Raw genomic sequence first — 14211 nt, 5'->3', positions numbered from 1 at the left:
GCTCAGTCCTGGCTGGCCTCGGTCTCATCGCCGTTCTCGGCCTCGGGGCCGGTCAGGGCGCTCACGAGGGCCTGGTCGAGGTAGCCGACCGGGACTCCGGTGGGTTCGAGGCGGTTGACCCAGGAGCCGATGCGCTCCGCCAGTTCCCACGCCCCTATCTCGTCCGCTGCCCGGATGCTCGGGTCCCGAACGAGGCGGACGCCGACGCCGCGTGAGGCACCGAGGAGGTAGCGCGAGCGCTCCTCGGCCACCGCCTCCCTAGTCGCGGGGGTGTTCCATGCGGCGCCGACCAGGTAGCGGCGCAGCGGGAACTGGAGGGTGCCGGCCTCCGGGCCGTCCTGGCACCACACCTGGACGTTGCCTACCAGGTGGTGGATGTCGCCGTGGTCCCGGCCGGGCTCGACGACCGGTGTGGCGTCGCCGAAGCGGTAGTCGGCGTTGTAGACGTTGCGGGCGAGCGCCGCGGCTTCCAGCACCTCGGCGCGGGTGGGGAGTCGGGCGCCATGCCAGGCGGCGAGGGCGGCGGCGCCGAGCCAGGTGACCCAGTAGGCGGGGTGGTGCTCGTACCCCTGGCTCGGCCGCCACCTTCCGCTGCTCGGGTCCTGGTGGAGGCGGCCACCGCGTTGCACTCGCATCGGGATGACGAAGAGGTTGACGCCGTCGCGGGCGTTGTCCATCCCCGCTTCGCTGAGGATGTTCAGCAGCTCGGCGACTTCCTCGTTGCTGACGAGGTGGGTGCGCCACACCACGCTGCTCTTCTTTACCGCCGGGCGGTAGTCGGCCGGGCCGGGGCGCCGTGCCTCCCCCCGCGCCGTCCCTGACCGGGGGGCCGGTACCGATCCGGCCGGGTCGTGCACCTCGTACAGGGAATCGCCGTTGAGCCAGTGTCGGGCGACGTCGACCACCTGGTGCTCCACCACGTTGGTCGCGCGGGACAGGGTCTCGGCGACGTGGTGAGGGACGAGGGTGGCGGTGCGCGGGTCCAGCTCAGCGATCAGCTCGCTCTTGTGCTTCTTGGTGGCGAACGTGCTGTCCGCTCCCCGAGCGCCGGCCTTCGCCGTCCCGACCGGGGCTGGCTGGCTGGGCAGGGGGATGTCGAGGTAGGCGGCGAGGTTGGCGCGCACCGTCTCCGGGGCCAGGACGTGGCGCTCGTACGCGAGGTGGGTGTGGCGGCGGCCCGCGTCGCCGAGGTCCTTCCTGATCGCCTTGGCGAGGAGGAGCGAGTTGAGGGCGATGAGGCGGGCGAGGGCGACGGCGGGCTCCGGGTCGTCCTCCGGCAGGAGTTCGGCCCACGGAGCCCAGTGAGCGGAGTTGCGTGCCGCGTTGCCGAGCATGTTGTAGCGGGAGGCGTAGTGCCAGCGCTCGAATAAGTTGCCGCGCGCGAAGGAGCTGGCGATGCCGAGGGGGGCACGGGAGAGGATGAGGAGGGGGGAGTTGGGCAGGAGGTTGGTGATCGCGCCGGTGGCGAACCAGAGGTTGGTCTCCTTCACCATGTGCCGCTGATCGGTGCCGTAGAGGTCGGCGAGGGCGCAGGCGAGGTGGTGGGCGGGGAGGGCGGGGAGGTCGGCGTCGGCCGGGCCCGGCGGGCGGGAGTTGTTGGGGGAGAGGGGGTGACGGGAGCCGAGCTGCTGCCGGAACGGCTCGTTGTGCTGCGGCAGGTAGGGGCGCAGGGTGTCGCTGGTCCAGTTCGAGCCGACCCTCTCGAACACGCCGAGGGTGAGGAGCGGGGCCTGCTCCGGCTTGAACAGGGCGGCGACGTGCTCGGCGATGTCCACCGCGCTGCGCGCCGGGTCCTCCCACTGCTGCTCGGAATCGCTCCACATCTGTGTACTCACCCTGGTCTCCAATTCTCGTACCGTGCTGACTGGTTGACGGATTTCGCCCCGAATGCCGACATTCCCCGCCTCCGGAGGTCGGCACCCGGGGAATGGGTGGTGCCACCGATCGACCTGCGTGGGACGCGCAGTGTCCGGCCAGCGGCGCTGCCGCGCCCGTTGTGGCCACTCATCTGGACCGAGCGCGGCGGCTCTTCGATTGGGGCCCGCCACCGCGTGCGGGTAGCCGGGCGGGGCGGGCTCGTGGGTGGCCACTGGGGGCGCGAGGGGGGACGCGCGCGCCGGGCCTCGGGTGGCCGGCGCGGTGAGTCTCGCTCTAGGCGGCCAGGCTGGGTCTGCCTCGGCCGTGCAGTATGCGGCGGCCGGCACGGAGGGCAGCGGCGAGGTTATGAGGGTGGGTGAGGGTGCCGGTTCCGTCCGGCTCGATCAGCCAGCGGCGCCCCTTCACCGGGCCCTTGCCCGGCGGCGGGCAGCGCAGGACGGGGGTGTGCTTGACGTTCTCGTTGCCGCGGAGGAACTGCGTCTCGTTCATGTCCCACAGGGCGGTGGAGGAGTAGGGGATCAGGAACTCCACGCACCGCAGGGCGTCGTTGAAGATGACGGGGCCGACCGGCCCGACCGCGTCTGCGACTTGCTGCAACTGGCCGAGGGCGGCGGTGCCGAGGCGGTGGTTGGTGACGCGCACCGCGTTGAATCGCACGCCCAGTCGGATGTCGACCAGCTCGTTGCGGGTCCAGCCGAGCAGCACCGCCTTGTGGTCGCGGTTGGCGCGGGCGAGCCAGTGGGCACCGAGGACGTACGGCGGGGGAGCGCCGCGCCTCACGAGCCTTTGTGTCGGGCTGCTCGCGCTCGCGGCTCTGGCCTGGGCCATCTTCCCCGCTCCTCCCATCCGTACGTCCCCGGCGCCGTCCCCCGTGAGGTGGGTGGCCGCACCGGTTCGGCCACCCACCCCGGCACCTGCGCCGCCCCGGTCAAGGAGCGCTGAGCGAGGCGCCTGGGTGCCCGCCGGACCCGCGTTCGCTGTCCATCTGGTTGCGAGACCGGCGGTCTGTGCTCGGGTCGCACGCCGTTGTGCGACCCGCTGGCACCTCACCCCCCTCCGTCAGCCCGATTTCACGGAAGGGGCCGGAGCGTTGCCGGAGGCGAAGGTGCCGGGGCCCGCCCCCACGGGATCGGGAAGGGCGGGGTGGTGCCCGGCGGCCCCCTGCCCGTAGCGCAGGGGTGCCGCCGGAGTCTTAGGCGGCTATCGACCTGGGGCCGATGGTGCCGACGACCGGGGCCGGGCGGGCGTGCCGGATGCGGCTGGCGAGCGCGGCGCTGTGAGGCGACGCGGCGGTGGGTGCCGAACCCGGTGCAGCCTTGGCCGTGCTGGCAGTCACGGTGGTCTCCTCCTTCTCGACCGGCTTAATGGAGGCGACCTCCATCTCGAACCAGCTGATCCGGGTGCCGGCCTTCCGGTCGCGCCTGCTTCCGTGATTCACCGCGAGCTTGGTGATGATGAGCAGCCCCCGGCCGCCGTCGTACCCGCCCCTTCTGCGCTGCGTCCGCGTCGCCGGAACCCTCGGGACGGCCGGGTCCGTCACCTCCACCCGCAGCCGCCCTTCCTCCGTCTGGTGCGCCCGGAAGCCGAGCTGCCCCTTCTTCTTGCCGCAGCCGTGGAGCCAGCCGTTGGTCAGCAGCTCGGAGGCCATCAGCGCCAGGTCCTCGGCCTCGCTGTCGGTGAGGCCGAGGGCGGCCTTAATCTGCGGCACGAACTTCCGCCGGATCTTCCCAACTACCTCGGGGGAAGCGGCAGTTACGAACTCAACCAGGGGCATGACAGTTCCTCCGGGGGCGTGCCGCTACGGACGGCATTGGGGGGTGTTTCCGGGGAAGCGGCCGTTGTGGTCGCGCTCGTCAGGGCCGGGCCGAGGGCATCCTGACCTGGTCATCTGACGATCAATCAAGATCACTTGAAGCTGGCAATGCTGGCGAACTGCCTTCGCAACTACCAACTCATTGCGTGCAGTTCGCTACGCACAGCATGGACCCTAGTGCAGATCTACGCAACCACTTCTACCAACTGTGCAAGCTTGCAGAGTCGCACGCAATGTCGAGTCATATGCCACTCGGAGCCGGTAGCGCGCACTCCCTGCGGGGAGGCACACTGTGCTGACGATCGACATAGGAGGGGCAAGGGGTGGCATTCCAGCAGACCGTGAGGCGCATCCAGCTGGGAGGGGAGCTGCGCCGCCTCCGCGAGGCGCTCAGCCTCTCGCCTGAAGACGTGGCCAAGGCGCTGCCGAACTGGAGCGTCTACAAGATCAGCCGAGCGGAAACCGCGAAGGGTGCCGTCAAGGTCGACGACGTTGCAGAACTCCTCGAATTCCTTAAGGTCAGCGCTGACCTCAAGGCCGGCCTCCTTGACGTCGCCAAGAACGCCGCCAAGCAGGGCTGGTGGGTCAGCTACGCCGGCGCCGTGAACGACCAGACCGTCAACCTGGCGTCCCTGGAAGCCGAGGCATCAGCGGTAAAGACCTACCAGCCGTCGTTCATCCCGGGGTTGTTCCAAACCCCCGACTACTCGCGCGCAATCTTCACCGAGCTGGGTGGGTTCTCGGAGGACGAAGCCGAGGCGAAAGTCGACGTACGGATGGCCCGCCAATCCGTCCTGACGCGACCGAAGCCGCCGGAGGTCTGGGCGGTGATCCACGAGGCGGCCCTGAGCGTCAAGGGTGGAGGTCCGGGGATCATGCGAGCCCAGCTGGAGCAGTTGATACAGGCCACCCGCCGCCCCAACGTCAATATCCAGATCATGCCTGCGGATTGCGCGCTGAATCCCGGAATGAACGGTGCATTGACCATCCTCGGTTTCCCCTACCGGCCCGCGCTTGACATCGCCCTGGTCACGGCCCAGAAGACCGAACTGTGGATCGAGGATCGGGAATCGGTAGAGGAGTTCCACGCGACTTTCCAAAAGATCACAGCCGAGGCCCTGCCTCTGGACAAGTCGCTCGCATTCATCACCGAAAAGAGAGACCAGATCAAGTGAGCAACTACTACCCGAATACTGCCGAACTCGGCGTCGCACTGCGGAAGTCGTCCTACAGCAACGAAAGCGCTGACTGCGTGGGGGCCGCCGGAATCGCCGGGGAGGTGATCGTCTCCGACCTCAAGAATCCGACCGGCCCGGCCCACCGGCACCAGCCCCAAGCATGGACGGCGTTTGCCCAGGCTGTTGGCTCCGGCACCCTGGCGCCCGTAGCGGTCTGACCTAGTTCCGGCACTTCCGTAGCGTGCCGGCCGGCCAGGCTCGGTGGCCCGTCTCCCTCCGTAGGGTGGGTGGGCCACCCCGATCCCAACCGCGCGCCTGCGGCCCTGACACCTCCGTAGGGTGTCAGGGCCGCAGGCGCGCGGTTGTCGATCGTACGCATCGGCTACGACATGGCGCTACGGATGACCTTGTACGTCTCGTCGTGTTAGCGCACCTAGAGCAGTGGTGAGACTGGTGTTTCTGGTGAGACGGTGTTCACCGGATCGGTCGCGCCGCGGTATGCCAGTTTCTGCGGTCTCGCCGTATCCTGAGGCGCGATCGAGGGCGTCCCTTCTGGTTGTGGCCCTGAGCTCTGCTGCACTCCGGCTCTCGTGAACACCTGCTCGGCGCGGTCCAGGGTGAGCCGCATGGCACCAAATCGCCCCACTGAGTATCCCGCCAGGTAGCCGTGCAGGTGTAGCTGCTCGACCGCTTGGACCCCGGCGTCAACGTCCGGTGTGTCGGCCGGCGGGACCAGAGCATGCAGCTCCTCCTGCCACTCCCATCCGACGTCGCGGAGGACAGTCCGAGCCTCCTCTTGCTCCCAGCCGCTCCGTGCCACCAGGCCGTGACTCGGGTCAAGGTCGAAGACGACGTGAGGGTGCGGCATCATCATTCGGGGCCTCCGGCGGTTGCTGTTAGGTCAACCGCGACAGCGGCAGGTTCGTCGCCCCACGCCGCGATCTGGAATCGTGCGGGGCGGTCCTCGTGCCGCCCGACACGGCACTCGTCGCCGGCTTTGCCCAGAGCCTTGGTCATCCGGGTCAGGAACCGGTCGTACTGCTCGTGCCAGACGACGGTGGAGCCGGGGTCTGCGTAGGCGTCGCCCCGGGCGAAGGCCAGGGCCGCGATCTCGTACCCCAGGCCCTCGTGCTTCTCCCAGCAGGGTGGGATGACGTCCTGTGGTTGCCAGGCGTACGTCTGGTTCAGCCAGCGGCACACCGAGTTCAGCCACGCGGGCATCGGCTTGGCCAGCTCAGCCGGGAGGGCTCCCAGGTCCCACGGTGGGGGGCCGTCGACCACGGACTCCTCCGCGCTCCGCTCCGCGATGTAGTCCAAGATCAGTGCGGGCGGCTCGGGGAAGGGCTTGAACAGCGAGAGCGGGTTCGTCATGCAGCAGCCCCCTGGACAGCCCAGGCGGCGGCGTGAGCCTTGGCCTGCTGCTTCCTCGACTTGGCCTGTCGAAGTCGCTCTTCCTCGTTCGCGGCCCGCAGTTCGCGGACGTGGCCCTCGATCTCCGGCCACGAGTCCCAGGTCCACATCCCGTCAAGGCGGGTGATCACTGGCGGGAGGTTGTCCGCGAGCACCAGGGCGTGGCCCTCGGGCAGCGACCTGATCTCGTCGCCGCGCAGGACAGGCTCCAGAGCCATGTGCGTTGCGGTCGAGTGGCTGCCGCGGTCCCCGCCGCTAGTGGTCTTCGTGGTGCGCTCCCGTTCGACCTGACCGCACAGGTCGGACATGTCCTTGAGGAAGGCGGGGTCCTTGGCTCCGCCGAAGACGATGACGTGGTTGGTGAAGCTCGCCAGCTCGTTCGCTGTGTCCTCGCCGAATCGGGCGCGGGCCGAAGCCCAGCCCTGGAGGCCGTAGATCACGGTGATGCCCCGGCCCCGGCCGTCAGCAACGCGCTGGCGCAGGGAGGGGATCGGTGCGATGTTCGGCGCCTCGTCCAGCGCGGCCAGGAGGGCTGGGTCGAGCCGCCCGGCCGGAGACGCGATGGCGTGAGCCTCAGCGATGTCGAGCAGGTCCTCCGTGATCGCCGTGGTCAGCGGAGCGACGCTGTTCACCTCCGAGTCCTTGCCGAGCAGGTAGATCGTGCCCTCCGAGTCAAGGAACTCGGTGAAGTCCGTCGGGTCTCCGTCCCCTTGCAGAGCACGCATCACCGACTCGTGCATGAGGGGTTCAAGGGCTGCATCGAGGGTCGAGGCGGTGTTGCCGACGGTGCGGCTGTCGCCCGAGGTGGCGGTCCGGAGCATGTCCGCCCACCCGGGGCCGGCGCCGGGGTGGGCGTTGAGGATGCCGACCGGCGCGGGGTCGGTCAGCTTGCGTGCCCACTTGAGCACCCAATCCAGGCTGGCTCCGTCGAGAGCTGCGGCGTGGAGGTACGCGGCGAGGATCTTGGCCGCTTGGCCCTTGTAGAAAGCGGCGCCCTCGCTGGACTGCGCAGCGCCCCCGGGAGTCCGGGAGCCGGCGACGAACGCTTTGGCCCTCATCATCGCGATCTCTGTCTCGGCGGCGCCCGTGATCGGCGTCCACCGGAACTTCGGGAGAGAGGGGGCGATGCTCTGCGGGTCGAAGACCATGACCGGTCGCCCGTCGCGGCGTCGTGCGTCGAGGGTGAGTTCGACCAGGTCCGGCTTGGTCGAGGTGGCGAGCACTGGGCCAGCCCACTTGCGGATGGTCGGGGCGAAGAAGCGCGTGGTCTTTCCGCTGCCCATGGGGCCGATGACTCGGCATGCCTTGTCGGCGCGGGACCACAGCTCGATGCCTTTCGGGCGTTGCGAGGTCCCCAGCGAGTAGCCGAAGTCGTGTGGATCAAGGTGCTGGTGGCGCATGACGTGCTCCGGAACAGGGGGAGGGGCGGGTCATGAGATGGCGGAACGCTTCTCCGCGAGGCTCACCGCCGCCGTGTGACTCGGGCGTTCCTCACCGCGGATGAGGGAGGGACGGATCTCGGTCGCCTTGAGGACCGCTGCGGCCGACAGCTGGCGCTTGAGCTGTCCCTTGTCGGCGAACCCGGCGTTTCGCCGGGCCCGGTTCGTCACCAGCCAGACAGTGGCCAGGGCTACCGCACACACGGTGGCTACGGCGTACAGGGCCAGCGACGTTCCGTTCGGCAGGAAGTCCACTACGCGGCCTGCCGGGCAGCACGGACGGCGAGGTAGCGCATGCGCCGGCCGCAGAGCCGGGACAGCGCGGTGTCGGGTCCGGCGCAGCGCGGTGGGGCGGTGTGGAACGCCTGGTGGAGGTCTTCCGCTGCCCGCCAGATGTGGGTGACGGCGGTGCGGACACGGCCACCGGCGGCTGAGTACTCGCCGTGGTCGAGGACTGTGGCGAGCGCCTTCGTGCGCCGGGCCAGTTCGAGCGCGTCGGCGTGCAACTGGTCGATCTCCTGCCGTACTGCGCGTTCGTCGGCGAGGGGCGTGGTCTCGACGGTGGGGCTGGTCATGGGGGAGGCGTGCTCCGAGTCTGTGCGGACCTGGTCGACGGCGGCGAGGTGCCGTTGGGCGTTCATGCGGCGTCCGGGTGGGTGCTGGTGAAGTCGGTCATCGAACCGGAGGAGAAGCAGAGGTGCTGCTCGGCTTCGACCAGGAGGTGTTGGACGGCTGGGTAGATGACCTCTCCGACCACCCACAGCGCGATCCCGCGGCGCAGGCGCGTGATGTGATCCGCTGTCCAGGACGGCAGGCCCAGCCGGGCCACCGTCGCTTCCGCCTCAGCCTTCTTCTGGCTGTAGATCACGATGGTGTCGGCCATCTTCAGCGCGGCTTGGGTCTCCGGGCTGTCGTCGATGTCGGACAGGTGGTGGACGAGCCCGACAAAGCTCAGCCCGTAACCGCGGGCGAACTTCAAGAACTTCTCCAGCAGCGCGGCGAGTTGGGGAACTCCAAGGATGTGCCACGCCTCTTCGCAGATGAGGATGCGCTTGCGCTGGGTGTAGCGGCGGCATCCCGACCCGGGGTTCGGCCCGAGCTCCCAGGCACCGGAGCCGGCGTCGACCACCACGCGTTGGTGCCGACTCGGCTCCGCCCCGCACTCGCACAGCGGTCGCAGCCAGACCTCTTCCAAAAACACGGCGACCACCGCGACGAGGATGGTCATGGCGACGCCGCCCGACGGGACTTTCGTCAGGTCGAAGACGATCATGTCGGCGTTGAGGTCCACACCGAGGCTGGTGGGTCCGTCGAGCATCCCGGTCAGGTCGCCGGTCGTGTCATCCTCGCTCCCGCACAGCCGGTCCAGGACGTAGGACGCTTCCAGGCCGTCACCGAGGAGTTCGTCCCGCGTCCGCTGCTTGGCCGAAGCGTCGGACTCCTCCGGCGCCCGGAGCGCTGCGGCAACGTCGGCCAGGACCGGGATTCGGTCCAGGTCACCGGCCCGCTGGTGGGCTCGCCGGATCGCGATGCGCAAGGCGGAGCCGGCGAACTCGTCCAGCGGCCTACCGAGGCCGAGTTCAACGATCGTCCGGACCAGCTCGACCTGCCGCTTGCCCGCGATGGCGGGGTCCATCGGGTTGATGCAGGAGGCGCCCGGCCCGCCGCCGGGGCTGAACTTCACCGGGGACTTGCCGGTCAGCGAGCGGCCGAGCGCGGCCCACTCGCCTTCCTCGCGCTCCTTCTGTTCCTTCGTGTCGAGGATGACCACTTGCCGTCCGAGGCGGATCTGCCGGGCGGCGTAGGTCTTGGCGAACGCGGACTTCCCCCGCCCCGTGTCGCCCATCACGATCATGTTCCCGCCGGGGAGGCCGTCGCCGAACGCGCTGAAAGGGCAGTAGATGAACGCCTTCCCGGAGTAGAGCTCACGGCCGATGATCGCGCCCGCGCTGCCCAGGGTCGGCGGTGCGACAGGCAGATACAGGGCCTGGCTGGTGGTCGTCTCCGTGTATAGCGGTCGGCGGACCGTCTCGTACATCGGGGAGAGGGGGGAGAAGTCGAGCAGGTCAGTCACTTGATGCCTCCGGCGAAGGGCAGGGTCGTGGCGAAGGCACGGGCGTGTTCGAGGTCGAGCCATTCGATCCGCAGGTGAGCGTTGCGGGCACGGGAAGCGGTCGTCCGCTTGGTGCGCTCCAGCTCTTCGGCGCTCCGGGCGGAGATCGTGATGTAGCCGACGACAGCGGCGCCGGCCGCACCCGAGGAGGCCAGGGCCATGCCGCGCGAGCCGGTGGCACTCGCGGCGATCTGGTCGCGAGGATCGATGTTCTTGCCGCGCTGGCGGTCCCGGTTCATCTCCGCCTGGTTGTTTGTGTCCTCCGCGAGCATCCGCTCCACGGCCTTGTCGTTCGGTTCGAGCTGCTGCGTGATGGAGATGGTGCGGATCACATCGGGCATCCCGATCAGCAGGGGCGAGAGGAAGTCCGGGCCGACTGGCGTGGTGGGCCAGGAGACCACGGCGGCCGTGGCGTGGAACCAGCTGGTGGTGGAGCCTGCGGCGCGGGTGGCCACGTGCGCTCCGTGGCGGACGTCGACGTTGCGGGGGAAGGCGTGGGCCTGCTGGATTTCGGTGTCCCAGATGGCGTGGTCAGGGTCGTACGAGTTGCGGATGAAGGCCGTCAGCCGGCCCTCGTCCAGAGGCGCCACCACGGACAGGTCGGCGTCCTCCGCGCGGGACCACAGCTCTTCCAGGTACGCGGCCATCGCAGCGGCCACCCCGTCGTCACCCGATCCGCGGGTGGAGCCCTCGGCGGCCAGGTCCCGGGTGAACTTCGCGTGGATGGTGATGTAGTACCGGTGCTCCTCGGCGCTGGTCGACACCGCGTTGGCCAGCACGTCGTACGAGTCCTTGAGCCACTGCGGGGCGTTGGCCGTCGCTGCCGACTCGTCGCGCTGCGAGACGAACCGCTGGTGGGCGTACGGGTCAGACTTCATCTGCCGGGCGAGGACCTGAACACGCTTCACCGGGTGCTCCTCAACGTTGCCGAAGGCATCCAGCAGCTCACCCCAGCGCTCCAGCGCGACAACCTGCTCAGCTACGTCCTTGCCACCGAGACCGGGTGAGGCGACCTCCAGCGCGGCCGTGACACAGCCGGCCTCCGGCTGGAGAACGACGACGGCCTTCTGCCCGCGGACCGTGACCGGAACCCACGTCATGCCCGCGATGCCCTCGGGCTCCGCCAGGGCGGCATCCGGCGGCGTGCCGTCGCGGCGCACGCCCTCCTCGATGGCAGGTGACACCCAGACGCCGCCTGTACGGGCAAGTGCCTTGCGGTGGTAGCGGTTGATCCGCCACCAGCGGTAGAGGGTCCGCCGCTGGGACGTGCCCTTCGGCCGGTACGGCGCGTACACGATGACCAGGGCGAGCAGGATCGGCAGGACGAGGCCCGTCGCCGCGAGGGCCGTCACCTTGTTGAAGAGGAGGCCGAGAAGGATGCCGGTTCCGGCACCGGCGCCGAGGACGACCTGTTCGCCGAGGTTGCGGCGGCCAACCAGCCCGGTGGGGCGGTGCTTTCCGAACTGATACGTACGAGTCGACATGTGTCACTGGTCCTTGCGGGGGGTCGGTCGACCGGATGTCTGGCCGCCTGTCGGCCGCGCCGGTGGCGTGGGTGTGACGGAGGGACCGGTCCCCGAGGTGGTGCTTGACGGGGGAGGTGAGGAAGGCGCCACGGGACGCGGCATCGGAGACGGTGCCGCCGCGGCGGGAGCCGGCGGCGAGATCGGCCGTGCGGTGCTGGGCGTCGAGCCGGTGGCGGCGGGACGGGCAGGCGCGGCGGTGCTGGGTGTCGAGCCGGTGGCGGCGGGACGGGCAGGCGCGGCGGTGCTGGGTGTCGAGCCGGTGGCGGCGGGACGAGCGGGCGCGGCGGTGCTGTTGGCCAAGGGCCGGTCCGGGGCTGAGCCGACGACTGGGTTGGAGGTCGTTCCCTCCGGGTTGGCCGTGGCCGGAGCGCCGGAAGTGGCGTGGTCGTTGGCCGAGGACCAGTCCGGGGCTGAGCCGACGACTGGGTTGGAGGTCGTTCCCTCCGGGTTGGCCGTGGCCGGAGCGTCCGGGGCTCCGGACTCCTGCTGACCCGGGGTCTGGGCCGAGCTGTCGTTATTCGCGGCGCCAGGTCCCTGCATTCCCGGCGAGCTGGTGGCCTTGTTCTTCGCCATGTCCAGGCCGGCCTTGGCCACGGCCGCCCCAACGGCGACCGGTCCGCCAGCAGCAGCGGTTCCGCCGCCCATCTTGGCTCCGGCCGCCTTGGCGCCTGCGGACTTCCCGCCGCCGACCACGGCGTCCTGCACCCGGGAGTTGATCGCCCGGTTGGCGTGTTGGCCGGGCCCGTCGATCGCGGCTGCCGGCCCCGAGGACTGGGCGGCCTTCCGATCGTGGTGGAGCTGGGCCATCTCGTCGCCGAAGGCGGGCACCCACCTGTAGAGCGTGGCGCTTGCGAAGACGGCAAGCAGGAGGATCAGCGCCCCAACCAGCGTCTTGGAGACCACGTCGGACATGCTGCCCGAGGTGTCGCTGAGGACCGCCCCGCCGAGGCCGAGCAGAGCGAAGAGCACTGGCTTGCTCAGGCCGATGGCGAAGATGCCGCCGAACCACTTCTTGCTCTTGCCCCACAGGTCACGGTCAACGAGCCCCGCGTTCACGAGCGGGCCGAGCGCGACGGCTACGTAGATTGCAGCGCTGCGGATCAGCAACTCGATCCACATCAGCAGCGCGCCGAGCATCATGATGAGGTTGACGACCAGTAGCTGCCCCACGCCCTCCGTGGGGTTCGACGCCATCGCCGTGAGGAGGTTCGCCAGGAACGGCTTGAAGTTCGATGTCGCGTAGGGCTCGAAGATGGCCGTGACTTCGTCGATGGCCTTCATCAGCAGCGCAAGCGCGCCTGGCGTCATCGCATTGACTACGAACTGGAGGAGCAGGAAGCCGACTGCCTCGGAGACCGCTGTGGTCACTGGTACCCCGCGGATAGCTCGCTTGGCGACGGCGATCAACCAGAGCGCGACGGTCAGCAGGCTGCTGGCCGCAAAGATGATCGCGTACTGCTGCAGGAAGCCGGCTGAGGTGAGGTCGAGCTTTGTCGTGTTCTGGATCAGATCCAGCATCTGCTGGAGGAACCAGATGTTGGCCTCGGTCAGCTTCTGGAGCAGGAACCCCAGCGGGTCCTTGACGAAGTCGATCGCGGCCTTCGTCTCGCAGACGAGCGGGATGTAGCAGAAGATGGAGTCCGCGTTCGCGGCCGGGATGAAGAAGAACCCGATGGCCATATTGACCATAGCGATCGTCTGGAGCCGGCGCCGCCAGCGGCTGGGAGCGCTCCGTTCGAGCCTCAGCAGGCCGGGGGCATCGTCACGCAGTCGCAGGCGCATTGCTGGCACCCCCCACGTCCGCGAAGCTGTCGGCGGAGTCCGCCTCCTGCATGACAGGCGGGGACGGCACGAGCGGCCCCGACGGCGTGACGGCCGTCGTCTTCCACGTGCCGTCGACCCAGGCCAGATCCACGGTCATCCGGAGGAAGGCGATCTGCGGGCGCTGGGTCTCGTCCTTGCCCGCGACCCCGCCGACCGACGCCGTCCACAGTTCGATGCTCGCGGCCTGGTCGGAGCAGGAGATGGTGCGGGCTGCCAGGGCCGCCGTCCGCGTGATCAGTTCGCTGCCGTCGGCCGTCTTGCCGTCCGTACCGACCCCTCGGTTGGCCGAGACCAGCCGGGCCGTCGAGTCCGCGTCCGAGGTGACCGAGGCCAGCACGCTCGGTGCAGCCGTTGCCGCCAGCATCCGGTGCCGCCAGTCGGCATCGGTGAAGAACCGCGGGTCGCCGTAGAGCATGACCGCACTGACAGCAGCAGCGCGGGCCCCCTGCTCGCTCCTCTCGTACGGTGCGGGGAAACCGCCCTGCCCGGTGGCGCCGGTCACGACGGGATCTCCCGCAGCGGCCGGCACGTAGTTGACGAAGTCGCCAGGGACGTTGGACGCCTGCCGCACGTCGATCGGGGCGAACAACCCCGAAGTGGTCGAACTGTCGCGGAGCTTCCAGTCGTTGGACTCCCAGACCAGAGTGACCGTCACCGACTGGTACCCAACGCTCGGCGTCGCGTGCCCGGCCGCGCTTCCGCGGACCGTCGTCGTCCACAACCGGACCATGGCCCCCCGGTCGTCGTATCCCAGGACCCGGGCGGACAGAACTCCGGTGCGGGCGATGGCCTGTTCGACGGAAAACGTGGGGTTGTCGCCCTGTAGCGCTCCGATGGCTTGAGCGGCGGACAGGTCGGCCTTCTTCTCCGCCGCGTCGGCGGTGCCCTGAGCAGCCATGGCCGACACGGCCCGGTCCCGGTCGTACGGGTTCGCGAGGAAGTCGGCGCTTCCGCTGACCACGGTGTAGTTCGCCGCTGCTGCCTTCGCGCCGTCCTGGGTGTGCGGGTAGCCCACCGGCACGCCGCTCAC

The 14211-nt window shown here is 69.4% G+C and carries 13 protein-coding genes; 2 read left to right on the top strand and 11 right to left on the bottom strand.

The genetic code is table 11. The features are described from left to right. Positions 1-2: 2 nt before the first annotated feature. From ABH937_RS14135 to ABH937_RS14125, 3 genes are all read right to left on the bottom strand, one after another. Positions 3-1835 (bottom strand): SUMF1/EgtB/PvdO family nonheme iron enzyme, encoded by a 1833-nt coding sequence (locus ABH937_RS14135; protein ID WP_280663997.1) that lies wholly within the window; start codon positions 1833-1835, stop codon positions 3-5. Between the two features lie 316 nt (positions 1836-2151). Beyond that, the gene (locus ABH937_RS14130) at positions 2152-2706 is read right to left on the bottom strand and encodes a hypothetical protein (RefSeq protein WP_370218331.1); all 555 of its coding nucleotides are present in this window, start codon (positions 2704-2706) and stop codon (positions 2152-2154) included. Between the two features lie 364 nt (positions 2707-3070). Then, the gene (locus tag ABH937_RS14125; RefSeq protein WP_280663999.1) at positions 3071-3652 is read right to left on the bottom strand and encodes an ATP-binding protein; all 582 of its coding nucleotides are present in this window, start codon (positions 3650-3652) and stop codon (positions 3071-3073) included. Positions 3653-4014: 362 nt separating this feature from the next. On the opposite strand from ABH937_RS14125, the gene ABH937_RS14120 reads away from it, so the two are divergent. Continuing rightward, positions 4015-4866 carry a helix-turn-helix transcriptional regulator gene (locus ABH937_RS14120; RefSeq protein ID WP_280664000.1) on the top strand — a complete coding sequence of 284 codons (852 nt, stop codon included), beginning with the start codon at positions 4015-4017 and terminating at the stop codon, positions 4864-4866. Beyond that, positions 4863-5087: a DUF397 domain-containing protein gene (locus ABH937_RS14115; RefSeq protein WP_280664001.1), complete on the top strand. Its 225-nt coding sequence runs from the start codon at positions 4863-4865 to the stop codon at positions 5085-5087. The genes ABH937_RS14120 and ABH937_RS14115 overlap by 4 nt, the downstream gene beginning before the upstream one ends. A 652-nt stretch (positions 5088-5739) precedes the next feature. On the opposite strand, the gene ABH937_RS14110 is transcribed toward ABH937_RS14115, so the two are convergent. The 8 genes from ABH937_RS14110 to ABH937_RS14075 all read right to left on the bottom strand — a co-directional run bounded on the left by ABH937_RS14110 (position 5740) and on the right by ABH937_RS14075 (position 14211). After that, the gene (locus ABH937_RS14110; protein ID WP_280664002.1) at positions 5740-6240 is read right to left on the bottom strand and encodes a hypothetical protein; all 501 of its coding nucleotides are present in this window, start codon (positions 6238-6240) and stop codon (positions 5740-5742) included. After that, a complete protein-coding gene (locus ABH937_RS14105; protein ID WP_280664003.1) occupies positions 6237-7679 on the bottom strand; it encodes a type IV secretory system conjugative DNA transfer family protein in 1443 nt (480 codons plus the stop codon). The genes ABH937_RS14110 and ABH937_RS14105 overlap by 4 nt, the downstream gene beginning before the upstream one ends. 30 nt (positions 7680-7709) lie before the next feature. Next, positions 7710-7973, bottom strand: a complete 264-nt coding sequence (locus ABH937_RS14100) for a hypothetical protein (protein ID WP_280664004.1) — start codon at positions 7971-7973, stop codon at positions 7710-7712. Continuing rightward, positions 7973-8359 (bottom strand): DUF6238 family protein, encoded by a 387-nt coding sequence (locus tag ABH937_RS14095; protein ID WP_280664005.1) that lies wholly within the window; start codon positions 8357-8359, stop codon positions 7973-7975. Before ABH937_RS14095 ends, ABH937_RS14100 begins: the two co-directional genes overlap by 1 nt. Beyond that, positions 8356-9792 carry an ATP/GTP-binding protein gene (locus tag ABH937_RS14090; RefSeq protein WP_280664006.1) on the bottom strand — a complete coding sequence of 479 codons (1437 nt, stop codon included), beginning with the start codon at positions 9790-9792 and terminating at the stop codon, positions 8356-8358. The genes ABH937_RS14095 and ABH937_RS14090 overlap by 4 nt, the downstream gene beginning before the upstream one ends. Beyond that, positions 9789-11315, bottom strand: a complete 1527-nt coding sequence (locus ABH937_RS14085) for an SCO6880 family protein (RefSeq protein WP_280664007.1) — start codon at positions 11313-11315, stop codon at positions 9789-9791. The genes ABH937_RS14090 and ABH937_RS14085 overlap by 4 nt, the downstream gene beginning before the upstream one ends. A 3-nt stretch (positions 11316-11318) precedes the next feature. Next, positions 11319-13046, bottom strand: coding sequence for a hypothetical protein (locus tag ABH937_RS14080; RefSeq protein WP_370218330.1), 1728 nt, complete (start codon positions 13044-13046; stop codon positions 11319-11321). Positions 13047-13119: 73 nt separating this feature from the next. Next, the gene (locus ABH937_RS14075; protein WP_280664009.1) at positions 13120-14211 is read right to left on the bottom strand and encodes a hypothetical protein; all 1092 of its coding nucleotides are present in this window, start codon (positions 14209-14211) and stop codon (positions 13120-13122) included.

Source organism: Kitasatospora sp. GAS1066B (genome assembly GCF_041262605.1).
Taxonomy (GTDB): domain Bacteria; phylum Actinomycetota; class Actinomycetes; order Streptomycetales; family Streptomycetaceae; genus Kitasatospora.
Note: the sequence above shows the minus strand (reverse complement) of the source record. Positions and strands in the feature narration are given on the sequence as shown.